This window comes from Mycobacterium sp. PS03-16 (assembly GCF_004570325.1).
Classification (GTDB): Bacteria; Actinomycetota; Actinomycetes; order Mycobacteriales; family Mycobacteriaceae; genus Mycobacterium.
On the sequence record NZ_SPQO01000004.1, the window covers coordinates 13,663 to 25,656 of the forward strand.

Genomic DNA, 11,994 nt, shown 5'->3' on the forward strand with positions numbered 1-11,994 from the left:
GCAGGCACTGCGAATGGGCGCGCTTGTAAGTGCAAACGCCCCGTTTCTAATCCAAGCCGTCGGTAGGAGCTTTGAACCGACCGTCAGCCGGAGGACAGCTCAATCGGAGGAGGGCTGTGTGGTGCGGCTGTACCGGACCCATGTCGACCGACTGCGCTTACCTACGAGGAGCTGTACGACGAGGTTGACGCCGAGGGGACTGCCATTCCGCCTGGCAGGGGATCGACGGCGTGTGGGGCTGCCACGGGTACATCGTGGAGGCGTGCCTGGTTGGAGTCGACGACACCGTGGAAGTCCTAGCGGCTGTAGACAATCGGGATACCGGCGAGACGGTGGTCGAGTACACCGGCGATGGTGTGGAGGTCGTCGCCGAGGGCCGGGGAGTCGATGCCTAGAGGTACCGGTGCCTCCACATGTCACGGGGGTCGGGCCGATTTCGACAGGGCCCCCGTGGCTAGGTCTCCCGTAAGGTCATCCGGGGTGCAGACCCGCGTCGCCGCCTACGCGCCGAAGGACTCGAACACCCGGTTGTCTTCCATCTTGAGGCGGATACCGATCGCGACTGGTCGGTCAAGAAGACCAGGGTGCGGTTCAGCAGATCGGCGCGCCAGCAGGCCCACCGTGGCTCGCTTGACGGTGACGAGGTAACGGGTGCCGTCGCCGTATGGGTCGATTGCGAGCCAGAATGGATCTTTGCGGTCGTGATGCTGAACGCCTACAACCCACGGGTTGTTCGCGTCACCGTCGAGATAGAAGTCAGTCAGGCGTGGCGCTGAGGGCCGAAGACCAATGAGAACCTTCACGTTGTCCCAGAGGGTCTTCTCGTAGGTGGTGTTGATGCTGCCCACCTCTTGCCAGTGCGATCCGGGTCCATCAGGACCGACGGCGACGTCACGGGCGGTCGTGGAAATCCAGACTCTTGGGTTGGCCATGGCCCCATCATGCTCACTGCGCCTGACACATCACGTCAGTACGTCTCGAAAACGATGGGTTCTTGCGACTGAGACGCGACGAATCTCCGGGACCTGACCACCTGCGCCAACACGACTGCCCGACAGTCTCGAAAACCCGTCTCAAAACTGCTATTCTCTTAACTCGGTTTGCGACAGGTTTATGAGACAGGGGATTTAGTGGGCAACATCGGCTACGCGAGGGTTTCGACCGCCGACCAGAACATGGCCCTGCAGCTCGACGCTCTGCGCGAGGCGGGTGTCGATCGAGTCTTCCGCGACCAAGGCGTCTCCGGGTCGACTTCGGCCCGACCCGGACTCGACGCCTGCCTCGATCACCTTCGCGAAGGCGACGTACTGGTTGTCTGGAAGCTCGACCGCCTCGGGCGCAACACCCAGCACGTCCTCTCCGTCGTCGATGACCTGATGTCACGAGGCATCGGCTTCCGCAGCATCACCGAAGGCCTCCACACCGAGGGTGCGATGGGCAAGGCCATGCTCACCATCATGGCGGCCTTCGCTCAGCTCGAACGCGACACCATGATCGAGCGCACCCGCGCCGGTCTCGCAGCGGCAGCAGCCAACGGGCGGAAGGGTGGTCGTCCCCGCAAGGTCGACGACGATGCCGCCGCCAAGGCACGCAGCATGCGGGCGAAGGGCATCAATGCCACCGACATCGCCAAGTTGCTCGGAGTCTCTCGCGCCACGGTGTATCGGTATCTCACGACAGACGATCCAGCCGCGTGATCTGACGGCCTCCTGAGTGGATCACCCCTGATCCCCAGTAGCGTCCTCGTGCGTTTCGATCCCGCCTCGGTCGTGCAGCGGCACGCCGTGCGCCGGGGGTTCCAGCACGGTCGTCGCGGATGTCGATACGGTGCTGCCGTGGCGGACGACCTTGACCTGGAAGAGTGGCTTCGCCTGCAGTGCGCGGAGTACACGTTTGAGGTGGGCGGCGTCTATCAGGTGGACGGTGACCACCCGTACCCCCTTATAGCAAAGAACGCAGCGGACCTTCGAGATCAACTCGGTGCCGGTGGGCACCTCCTACCTCTGCCCAAGGAGTCTGCAGCGTTGGCCAACGTGTTGGAGGTCAGCATCGTGGCTTTCCTGACGCAGCGCATAGCCGCCGTCCCCGGCGGCGAGGTTGTGCACGGGACCGAACGTGGCTACCCCGACCTGGAGATCAGCGGTGCGGCCTTCGGCGGCGGCTTTCATGCGATCGACATCAAGGCCGCGAGACGTGCCGTAAGAACGAACGGGCAGCCGCTCGACTCGACGCAGAGCGCCATCACCCTCTACACCGGCAACACTTACTTCCGTCACCCTAAGCACAGATTCGCGGGCACCTTCCGGCCCTTCGCCGAGTACACCTCCCACCTCGACGTGATTGCGATCTACACGCTCGACGTCGACTCGTCGGAGCGAGTAAAGGATCTTGAGCTCATCGTGCAGCAGCCGTGGAGGATCGCCAGCAAGCAGCGGTCGTCGACGACCCGCGAGTACATCGGGGCGGTCAAGAACATCACCGCGCTCCGTGAGGGCAAGGGCGCGTTTGAAACGCCCCAGGAGTTCTACGCCTACTGGCGCGCCTATAAGTTCAAGACCGCCCGCGTCGTCGAGCAGATGTTCCAGAAGATGTCCGAAGAAGACACGTGACCTGGCAATACCCGCCCGTGTCAGCGCACCGTGGGAAGCTAATCGAATGGCGAGCAGCAACGGCGTGGCGATCTCTCTGTTCTCCGGCGCTGGCGGACTCGACCTTGGCGCGGAGGGTGCCGGATTCAAGGTCCGGGCAGCCGTCGAACGCGACAAGGACGCGGCGCTCACGATGGAGAAGAACTTCGACTCCCTCGCCTCGCCGGTCATCCAGAGGGACATTCTCGACACCCCGACGAGCGACATCCTGAAGGCCGCAGGCCTGCGCAAAGGTCAGCGCCCGGACTTGCTCCTCGGGGGTCCCCCGTGCACTCCCTTCTCCAAGAGCGGGTTCTGGCTGGAGTGGAAGCGGTCGGGACTTGACCCGGACGCCTCGCTGCTGCAGGCCTACACACGGGTCCTCCGTGAAGCTCAGCCCCGTGCCTTCGTCCTTGAGAATGTCTACGCCCTGACGTACAACAACAAGGCCAGCAGGCCTGCCCTTACCCGGTTGCTACGCGAAATCGACGAGGCCGGCTACCACTGCAACGTCAAGGTCCTCAACGCCGCTGATTACGGTGTGCCGCAGGCCCGTCCGCGCCTGTTCATCATCGGAGCGCCCAAGGGTAAGCCCACACCCGTGCACCCGGAGCCGACCCACGGCGGTCGGTGGGAACGCCGCAGAACGGGCAACGCCGAACGGCCTCACGTTACCGCCGGGGAGGCGTTGGACGGTCTGGTCACCGACCCCGAGCGCGAGGAGAAGCATCGCGGGCAGTATGGGCACCTCCTCCCCGGCATCCCGCCCGGAGAGAACTACCTCTACTACACCAAGGAGCGTGGGCACCCGGACCCCCTGTTCACCTGGAGGAGCCGGTACTGGTCCTTCCTGCTCAAGCTCGACCCCGAGAAGCCGTCGCCCACCATCCAGGCTCAGCCCGGTCCGAACGTCGGCCCGTTCCACTGGGAGAACCGACGTCTGCGCGTGGCCGAGGTGAAGCGGCTCTTCACCTTCCCCGACGAGTTCGAGTTGGTCGGCACGCGATCTAGTGTGCAAGCGCAGCTTGGCAACTCGGTGCCGCCCCTACTGGCTCAGGCGGTCGTCTCTGCGGTCAGAACGTCTCTCGCCTGATGAAGGTCAAGAGCGACGACAGGACGATCGGGGAGGTCCTCCAGGGCCACTTCCTGAAGGTTCCCCGGTTTCAGCGACCATACGAGTGGACCAAGGAAGAGGTTGACGACTTCTGGGACGACATCCACGGGGCCAGCAGCGATTACTTCATCGGCTCGATGGTGCTCTTCCAGTCCACCCACGGGCTGCAGGGGATAGTCGACGGCCAGCAGCGCCTGACGACAATCACCCTGCTGCTCTGCATCTTGCGCGATGAGTTGCAGCGCGTCGGCATGTCCGACGAGGCAGCGGGGTTGCACAACCTCATCGAGCGGCGCAGCGTGCTCGACAACAAGAGCCACTTCGTCCTGCAGACTGACGAGGACAGCCCCTACCTGCGTTACATGCAGACCTACGCCAAGCACGGCGACCCGCCCATCTCGGACGCCGAGAAGCTACTCCGACAGGCCGCCGACGCGCTCAAGATTCGGCTCCGCAACGCGATCGCCGGAGAAGCGAACAAGGTGAAAGGCAAACTGCTCAAGCTCCGAGACACAATCCTCGGACTGCGTCTGATCACCGTCGAGGTGGATAACGAGGACGACGCCACCGTGATCTTCCAGACTCTCAACTCTCGCGGTCGGGACCTCGCGACGGCTGACCTGGTGAAGAGCCACCTCTTTTCCCATCTCCGTACGGACAACCCGGCCAACGACTCGGCTCGCGAGAAGTGGTCGCTCATACGTCAGAGCCTGACGGCATCTCGGGTCGACATCCCGATCGACAGGTTCCTGCTGCACAGTTGGCTGTCCCGCCGCGACTACCTGGCCCAGGCCGATCTAGGCAAGACGGTCCGCAAAACGGTGCGCAAGCGCGAAGCGATGTCGTTTCTGGAGGGGTTGGTTCTCGACGCACGTCTGTACCGGGAAATCAACGAGCCGGAGTTCCGCAGCGACTGGCAGCGGGAGGAGCGTCCCATCAGGGAGGCCTTCACCGCGTTGCAGACCTTCCGAGTCCGCCAGCCGCTTCCCTGGCTCCTCGCGATCTGGCGTGACTACGACTCCGGGAAGTTGAAACTCAAGCACGCACTCGCAGCGATCTGCGCGATCGAGCGGTTCCACTTTCTCTCTACCGCAGTCGCCAGCCAACCATCATCCGGCGGCATATCGAAGATGTACGCGACGCACGCGCGCCAACTATTCGCAGCAGCAGCCGGTCAGGAAAAGGTGGCGGTGCTGCGAGACCTTCACGCCAAGATCTCCGCAGGCCAACGACTGCCGACCCTCGACCAGTTTGCAGCCGCCTTCGCGCAGGTCAGGTACTCGCGGGTGTTCACACAGCAGGCACGGCTGGTCCAATACACCCTCCGTAGGCTGCAGCAGCACCAGAACAATGCGCCCATCGACTTCTCTGAGATGACCATCGAGCACCTGGCTCCGCAAGCGCAGACCGGCGGGCCGGTTTCCTATCTCGCGATATCGCGGCTCGGGAACATGATCCTGGTGCCGAAGGAATTGAACGAGAGGCTGGGTACGAAGCCGTTCGACGCGAAGTTGGAGCTGTTGCGGACGGCTGCAGCGGAGGGTCTCTACGTGGACCCGTTCGTCCTCAACGCCACCAAGTGGACTGAGGAGGAGATCGACGAGCGCACTCGGCTGCTCGCCGACGTCGCGTACACGGAGGTTTGGTCACTCGCCGAAGTACGACCGTAGAGGACTACCACAGTAGTAGTGGAACGCGGCGTGCCGAGGTCGGTGACTCGATTCCCGGTAGCTGGAGGACGCGCGGGTGTGGACGTCTGATCAGTTCAACTCCAGCTTGCCCGATTGGGAATCCGCCCGTCGCCCAAGGTGCGGTCACCGATCGAGCTTGTTGATCCGATCAACATCGTTCGATGTCTCCGCAGGTCAACTCACGTTGTTCGCCGGGGTTTGGCGTCGTAATTGGGTGCGTTTTCGCAGCTCAGGCCAACATCGGTACCGGTTTCGATTCCCGGCAGCTCCACCGGTGAGAACCAGGTCAGAGACACGGTCTCTGGCCTGGTTCTCTTTTTCGGCCACTGCGGGCGAAAGAAGTCAATCGAGTCTGCGCAGCAGCGCCGCGGCGCGGACCTCGTCGCCCACCGTGATGGCGATGTCGACCTCGTCGTCGCGCACCCACCGCAGTGTGACGTCCTCGCCGTACTTGATCGGTCGGCGGTACTCGACGACGGCGCGATACGGCGGCCGGCACACCTCGGGTGCCACGGCCATGACCTCGTGGACGGCATGCCAGTAGGCGGTGTTGGTGACGTGTTCGAAGACGTCGATGTCGGTCCGGCGCAACGCGAACGGCGCGGCGGCGTCGGTGTCCGCCGGGTTCGTCAACCACGGTCGCCACTTGAGACGGTGCTCCTCGGTGGTGCTGGCGAACTTCTCGATCAGGCTGTCGGAGACCCGCTGTGGTGTCAGGGTCTTCTCGTTGATCGCGATCCAGAAACCCTCGGTCTCGATGCGGCCGCCCTCGCTGCCGACGAGGTTGACGCGCATGGTGCACCATCGGGTCGACAGCGCTGAGCACCAGCGGCTGAACGACACCTCGTTGGGCCACTCGATCGGTTCGATCACGTCGATCACCGTGCGCTGGACCAGCCAGTGGGGGTGCGCTTCGGCTTCGCCGGCATCGAGCAGGTTCTCGGCGCCGACCTCCTGGATGTAGCGGGCCACCCCGTCGAGGCGCAGCAGCAGCTGCTCACCGATGTCGCCGGTCGGGACGGGCCACGCCGTGCGGTAGACGTAGCCCGCCGCGGGCTCAGGGCTCAGGCGACGGTGCACGTCGTCGTTCGGCATCTGGTTCATTCCTGCCTCGGGTCGATGAGCGTGACGCCGACGGGCGCCGCGGTACCCACCAAGGGCAGCAGACGCGCACCCTCGGCCAAACCGACGATCCGTTCGACCATCTCCTGCGGGCGCAATGTGCCCGCCTCGATCATCGCCAGCATGGCGGGGTAGTCCGGCGCGGACATCCCGTGGCTGCCCAGTACGTCCAGTTCCCACGCGATCACCCGGTCCATCGGAACCGCAGGGTGCCCGGCCACATTCGGCAGCAGACCGATCTGCACGTGGCGTCCCTGCCGCCGAAGGCTGTGGATCGCGTCGGTCAACGCCGCCGGGGACCCCACGGCATCGACGGAGACGTGGCTGCCCCCGCCGGTGAGTTCGTGCACGTGCGCCGCCGTATCGGATCCGTCGGCGAGCAGTGTGTGTTCCGCACCCAGGCTGCGCGCCAGCTCGAGCGCGCCCGGCGCACGGTCCACCACGATTACCCGGGCGCCTAACGCAACGGTGATGTGCACCGCACTGAGGCCGACACCGCCGGCCCCGATGACCGTCACCCACTCGCCGGCGCGCACCCGTGCCCGGGCGCTCAGCGCGCGATACGCGGTGGCGAACCGACAGCCCAGCCCCGCGGCTGCAGCGTCGTCGACCCAATCCGGGACGGCCACCAGATTGGTGTCCGCGGCGTACAGCGCCACCATGCCGGCGAAAGACCCCCAGTGGGTGAAGCCCGGTTGCGTCTGGTCCGGACACACCTGGGCCTGACCGTCGCGGCACCATGGGCACCGGCCGCATCCGCACACGAACGGTGTGGTGACGCGATCACCGACCTGCCACTTGTGAACGCCTTCACCCACCGCCACGATGCGGCCCACCAATTCGTGACCCGGAACGTGGGGGAGCGCAATTCCGTCGTCGTGACCCATCCACCCATGCCAGTCGCTGCGGCACAGGCCCGTTGCGTGCACCTCGACCACCACTCCACCCGGCGGCGGGACCGGATCCGCGACGGTACGCACATCGACCGTGCCGCCGAACTCCTCGAAGACGACAGCGCGCATCACGACACGGTCCCACACCACCTCGGCGGCGAGAACCAGCGGTGCCCCCGCGTGCCCAGTACGAAACGAGCAACACCCGGCGAACACGCCGAGCGGGATGACCGGCTGCGCGCCGGATCGGAGGCATCATTGACCGCTGATGGACCCCACGACGGTGAATCGCCCGAGGTAGCGCGATGCGAGGCCGAGCCTACCTGCCGCACAGGGCATCCCGGGTGCCCAGCGATGAGACGTCGGATCTGCGGCCGGCCCGGCTGATCGCCGTATTGGTCGACGAGCACATCGATCTCACGCCGATCAGGCCCGCGAAGATCGACCAGCACGATGCGCCCGCCTCCGACCTGCGTTTGCTCGTGAGCCTGCTGTTGTACGGATACACCAACGGGGTGTTCTCCTCACGGACGATCGAACGAAAGTGCGTCGAGGATAACGAGTTTCGGTGGCTGGCCGCGGGACAGCTCCCGGATCACCGCGCGCTCGCGGAGTTCCGGAGGCGGCACCTGGCCGCGCTGACGGCACTGTTCACCGACGCGTTGACGCTGTGTCAGGCGGCAGGGGTACCCCGGCTGGGACGGGTCGTGCTGGACGGCGTGACGCGGGATGAGCTGGCCGAGCATGTGCTGGACCTGCTGTCCGAGGCCGAGCGCACCGACACGGCCGAGGCCGAGACGCGGAAGCCCGTGAGGTCGAATGCCCGGCGCGCGCTGGTCGGCGCGGTTCTGGTGGTGCTGATGGTCGCGGGCGGGTACACCGTGGCGGCGACCAAGCGCGTCACGCTGTCCGTCGACGGGGCGTCGATGACCGTGTCGACCATGAAGTCACGAGTGGTCGACGTGTTGCGGGAGAACGGCTATGCCGTCGGCGATCACGATGAACTGAGTCCGGCCGCCGGTCAGCCGGTGCACGAGTCCGACACCATCGTGCTGCGCCGCGGTCGACCGCTGGAGCTCTCGGTTGATGGACAACCGAGCCGGCGGGTGTGGACGACCGCAGTGACCGTCGGCGACGCCATGAGGGACCTGTCACTGAGCGAGGCGGCACCCGTCACGGCCTCTCGTGCCGATCACGTGCCGGTGGCCGGTATGGCGCTGCCGGTGGTCACCCCCAAACAGGTGCACATCGATGACGGTGGCGTGCGCAGCGACGAACGCCTGGCGGCTGCGACGGTCGGCCAGTTGCTCACGGCCGCCGGCGCGCCGCTCGAGCAGAGCGACAAGGTCTCGCCTCCCGCGGCCACGCCCGTCAGCGCGGGCATGCGGGTCGTGGTGACCCGCATCAGGGAGCTCAGGGTTTCTGAGCGCCTGCCCCTGCCGGCCCCGTTGCGGCGCATCCACGACCCGGCGCTCAACCTCAGCCGCAGCATCGTCGACGATCCGGGCGCACCCGGCACCCAGAACGTCACCTTCGCAGTATCGACCGTCAACGGCCGTCCGGTCGCGCGGCAGGTGGTGGCGCGCGAGGTCGTCTCGCCCGCCCGACCGCAGGTGCAGCGGGTCGGCGCCAAGCCGGGCACTCAGGTGCCACGGGTGACCACCACCGCGTGGGACCAGGTCGCGTCCTGTGAGTCGAGCGGCAACTGGGCGATCAACACCGGCAACGGGTTCTACGGCGGCGTGCAGTTCAAGCAGAGCACCTGGGAGGCGTTCGGCGGCCTGCGGTACGCGCCGCGCGCCGACCTGGCCACCCGCGAAGAGCAGATCGCCGTCGCCGAGGCCACCCGCGCGACTCAGGGCTGGGGCGCCTGGCCCGTCTGCAGCAGGAAAGTGCGGCGCTGACCGTGCGGCGCAATCCGGGCACCGGCACCGGGAGTTGCCGCCTATGCTGTTGTCCGACCGCAATCCTGACCATGACGGCGTATCGATGGCCCGTGACGTGCTAGCCCGCATCCTTCCTGCCGGCCGCGGCATGCGCTTTGTCCTTGCTGTGGCAACTGTTTTCCTCGTTGTCGCTACCCTCGCTGTCGCTCCCTCCGGCCACCACTCCGCGAAGTCGGCGCTGAGCCGAAGCGTGACCGCCCCGACCACGACCGCGGTTGCCGCGCCTCGGCCGGCGCAGGCCGCGCTTCCCGCTCCTGCTCCGCCGCCTCGACCCGTGATCAGCGCCGATTTCTCCACGGTGTCGGACCTGGTGAACGACGCGATCGCGGCGCACCGGCTGCCCGGCGCGGTGGTGCTGGTCGGGCACGGTGGTCACACCGTCTTCCAGCACGCCTACGGGGTACGCAAACTCGCCGGCGAACCCGGACTCGACGGGGCCGCGGCGCCGGCCGAGCCGATGACCAAGGACACGATCTTCGACCTGGCGTCATTGACCAAGTGCCTCGCCACCGCTGTTGCCGTCATGCAACTTCATGAACAGGGCAAGGTCGGCCTCGACGATCCCGTGCAGAAGTACCTGCCCGCGTTCAACCCCGCGGCCGATGCCCACCGGGCGGCGGTGACCGTGCGCATGCTGCTCACCCATTTCTCGGGTGAGGCGCCGGACGTGAACCTCGACGATCCGTGGGGCCTGATCCGCGCCGACAAGGACGAGGGCATCCGTCGTGCGCTGACCTCGCCACTGCAATCGCGGCCCGGCGACGTCTTCCGCTACTCGGACATCAATTTCATCCTCCTCGGCGCGCTGATCGAGAAGGTCACCGGCGAACCGGAGGACGTCTACGCCGAGCGGAACATCTTCGCCCCGCTCGGAATGTCCGATACGCGCTACCTTCCGCCGGACAAGGCGTGCGGTCCGCACACGATGAGCGGAGCCGTCCTGCGGTGGGCCTCGGCGGGCCGCGGCGCGCTGCCGGTCACCTGTGCCGCGGGAACCTGGCGGACCGATGCTCTCGCGCGCATCGCGCCGACGGCCCACGACGACGAAGGCCGTCGCGACCCGAGGACCAATCCCGATTGGGACCACCTGCTCAGGGGTGCCGTCCACGACACGACGACGCGCCGCATGGGCGGCGTGGCCGGGCACGCCGGAGTGTTCTCCACGGCGCACGACGTCGGCATCTTCGCGCAGGCGCTCCTGGACCGGCTCGCGAACCGCCCCAGCGCGTTCCCGCTGCGGAGGGAGACGCTCGAACTGATGACGACTCCTGCGCAACCCGGACACACCGCGCACCAGGCCGCAGCGGCGCACCAGGCCTCGGCGGACGCCCTGCGGACCACACCCAACACCCGCCACCCGCTGCTGGCGCCGAACTACCCGGCGATCGGGGGACAGAACCTGCGCGGGTTCGGGTGGGACATCGACACCGCCCAGTCCGCGCCCCGCGGCGTGATCTTTCCCGTCGGCAGTTTCGGCCATACCGGCTTCACGGGCACCTCGATGTGGATCGATCCGGGTTCAGACACTTTCGTCGTCCTCCTGGCGAATGCGATCCATCCACGCGGCAACGCACCGATCTCGATACTGCGCGGAGAAGTGGCGACCGCGGCGGCCCGGGCGCTCGGTCTCTACCGCGGCGCGCCGCGCTGAAGGCGATCCTCACCCTCGGTCGAGATCCCACTGCCCGAAGTCGGCGGCCAGCACTTCGTCCACATCCACGCTCGTATTACCCAGTCGCACACCCGGATCCGAGGCGGTGACGACCACGGACTGGTAGAGCACCGCCCGCGGTTCGCGCTCGCCCCCGGACCACGCCCTGGTCTGCCAGGCCCACCAGTGCCCCGGGGTCGTCGAGCGACCGATCACGCCGTCGGCGATCGCCCACGCACAGACCCGCGCGTGCCCGTAGACACCGGTGCGCTCCACCCCGAGAACCGAATTGACTCCGCGCAGCCATTCGACGGCAACGCCGTTCCAGGTGTCGGCGTCGATGTCCTCGTCGATGCTGAAGAAGATCGGCGCCGTGGCCGGCCCGCCGGCCGCGGAGTGCAGGCGCAGGGCCGTCCGGCCGTCCGCGACGCCTCCGGCGTGCCCGCGGGTGTAGTCCGACGGTGTGGGCCAGCCGGGTTTGCCGTACTGATAGCAGCTGACGACATGCAGACCCGCCGCGCGCAGCGCATCCGTGTAGCTCTTGGTGACCGGCTTGAAGTCGAAGTCGGCGCCCGGCCGTAGCTCGGAGACGTAGACCAGCGCGCCGGCGAAACCCGCCGCTTTGATCAGGTCCGGCGCGACCTGCCGGTGGGTGAAATCGATCAGCTTCAGCTCGGCGGCCGATGCCTTGTGGGCGGCGAAGGTCGTGACGGCCGGACCGAACGCGAGCACGACGGGCGCGCGGAGCGCATAGGTGAGTGCCCGGCGTCGGGAGACGGATCGGATGCCGCTGTGATCGGGCGGCTTGGCCGGATCGTGCACGGCGCGATGCTAACAACGGTGACGCCGTGCTCGGGGCCGTTCAGGGATGGACAGCGCGCCGTCCGCGGCGAATGATCGTGAAACGCGAAATCAGTCGCCTCTCGCGTCGTAGCGCTGCGCGGTCTAAA

Annotated in this window: 10 protein-coding genes and 1 pseudogene; 7 read left to right on the forward strand and 4 right to left on the reverse strand. The window is 66.6% G+C overall.

Going from position 1 to position 11,994, the window contains the following annotated elements; all coding sequences use genetic code 11:
• Nucleotides 1–500: 500 nt before the first annotated feature.
• On the reverse strand, nucleotides 501–932 hold the full coding sequence (locus tag E4P42_RS04575) for a hypothetical protein (protein ID WP_135123483.1): 432 nt from the start codon (nucleotides 930–932) through the stop codon (nucleotides 501–503).
• A gap of 198 nt (nucleotides 933–1,130) precedes the next feature.
• Between E4P42_RS04575 and E4P42_RS04580 the strand changes: the two genes are divergently transcribed.
• The 4 genes from E4P42_RS04580 (at nucleotide 1,131) to E4P42_RS04595 (ending at nucleotide 5,411) form a co-directional block, all read left to right on the forward strand.
• A complete protein-coding gene (locus E4P42_RS04580) occupies nucleotides 1,131–1,697 on the forward strand; it encodes a recombinase family protein (RefSeq protein WP_135123485.1) in 567 nt (188 codons plus the stop codon).
• 138 nt (nucleotides 1,698–1,835) lie between these two features.
• Entirely contained in the window at nucleotides 1,836–2,609 is a 774-nt protein-coding gene (locus E4P42_RS04585) for a type II restriction endonuclease (protein ID WP_135123487.1), read from the forward strand.
• Nucleotides 2,610–2,655: 46 nt separating this feature from the next.
• Nucleotides 2,656–3,720 carry a DNA cytosine methyltransferase gene (locus tag E4P42_RS04590; RefSeq protein WP_135123489.1) on the forward strand — a complete coding sequence of 355 codons (1,065 nt, stop codon included), beginning with the start codon at nucleotides 2,656–2,658 and terminating at the stop codon, nucleotides 3,718–3,720.
• Nucleotides 3,720–5,411 carry a DUF262 domain-containing protein gene (locus tag E4P42_RS04595; RefSeq protein WP_135123491.1) on the forward strand — a complete coding sequence of 564 codons (1,692 nt, stop codon included), beginning with the start codon at nucleotides 3,720–3,722 and terminating at the stop codon, nucleotides 5,409–5,411. Before E4P42_RS04590 ends, E4P42_RS04595 begins: the two co-directional genes overlap by 1 nt.
• 363 nt (nucleotides 5,412–5,774) lie before the next feature.
• Here the strand turns inward: E4P42_RS04595 and E4P42_RS04600 are convergent, their stop codons facing one another.
• Both E4P42_RS04600 and E4P42_RS04605 read right to left on the reverse strand, forming a co-directional pair.
• The gene (locus tag E4P42_RS04600) at nucleotides 5,775–6,527 is read right to left on the reverse strand and encodes an acyl-[acyl-carrier-protein] thioesterase (protein WP_135123912.1); all 753 of its coding nucleotides are present in this window, start codon (nucleotides 6,525–6,527) and stop codon (nucleotides 5,775–5,777) included.
• Between the two features lie 5 nt (nucleotides 6,528–6,532).
• A complete protein-coding gene (locus tag E4P42_RS04605; protein WP_135123493.1) occupies nucleotides 6,533–7,576 on the reverse strand; it encodes a zinc-dependent alcohol dehydrogenase family protein in 1,044 nt (347 codons plus the stop codon).
• A 176-nt stretch (nucleotides 7,577–7,752) separates the two neighbouring features.
• Between E4P42_RS04605 and E4P42_RS27345 the strand changes: the two are divergent.
• The 3 genes and pseudogenes from E4P42_RS27345 to E4P42_RS04615 form a co-directional block, all read left to right on the forward strand.
• A pseudogene (locus tag E4P42_RS27345) lies at nucleotides 7,753–8,091 on the forward strand (transposase); the annotation flags it as partial.
• 165 nt (nucleotides 8,092–8,256) lie between these two features.
• Nucleotides 8,257–9,351 (forward strand): resuscitation-promoting factor, encoded by a 1,095-nt coding sequence (locus E4P42_RS04610; RefSeq protein WP_245233898.1) that lies wholly within the window; start codon nucleotides 8,257–8,259, stop codon nucleotides 9,349–9,351.
• Between the two features lie 130 nt (nucleotides 9,352–9,481).
• Nucleotides 9,482–11,044 carry a serine hydrolase gene (locus E4P42_RS04615; protein ID WP_135123914.1) on the forward strand — a complete coding sequence of 521 codons (1,563 nt, stop codon included), beginning with the start codon at nucleotides 9,482–9,484 and terminating at the stop codon, nucleotides 11,042–11,044.
• 9 nt (nucleotides 11,045–11,053) lie between these two features.
• On the opposite strand, the gene E4P42_RS04620 is transcribed toward E4P42_RS04615, so the two are convergent.
• Nucleotides 11,054–11,866: a DUF1906 domain-containing protein gene (locus tag E4P42_RS04620; RefSeq protein ID WP_135123498.1), complete on the reverse strand. Its 813-nt coding sequence runs from the start codon at nucleotides 11,864–11,866 to the stop codon at nucleotides 11,054–11,056.
• Nucleotides 11,867–11,994 lie beyond the last annotated feature (128 nt).

Excerpts from the sequence above, each read along its gene's own strand:
- E4P42_RS04575 (WP_135123483.1), bottom strand. The coding sequence starts at position 932 with ATGGCCAACCCAAGAGTCTGGATTTCCACGACCGCCCGTGACGTCGCC.
- E4P42_RS04590 (WP_135123489.1), top strand. The coding sequence starts at position 2,656 with ATGGCGAGCAGCAACGGCGTGGCGATCTCTCTGTTCTCCGGCGCTGGC.
- E4P42_RS04595 (WP_135123491.1), top strand. The coding sequence starts at position 3,720 with ATGAAGGTCAAGAGCGACGACAGGACGATCGGGGAGGTCCTCCAGGGC.
- E4P42_RS04600 (WP_135123912.1), bottom strand. The coding sequence starts at position 6,527 with ATGCCGAACGACGACGTGCACCGTCGCCTGAGCCCTGAGCCCGCGGCG.
- E4P42_RS04605 (WP_135123493.1), bottom strand. The coding sequence starts at position 7,576 with ATGCGCGCTGTCGTCTTCGAGGAGTTCGGCGGCACGGTCGATGTGCGT.
- E4P42_RS04615 (WP_135123914.1), top strand. The coding sequence starts at position 9,482 with ATGCGCTTTGTCCTTGCTGTGGCAACTGTTTTCCTCGTTGTCGCTACC.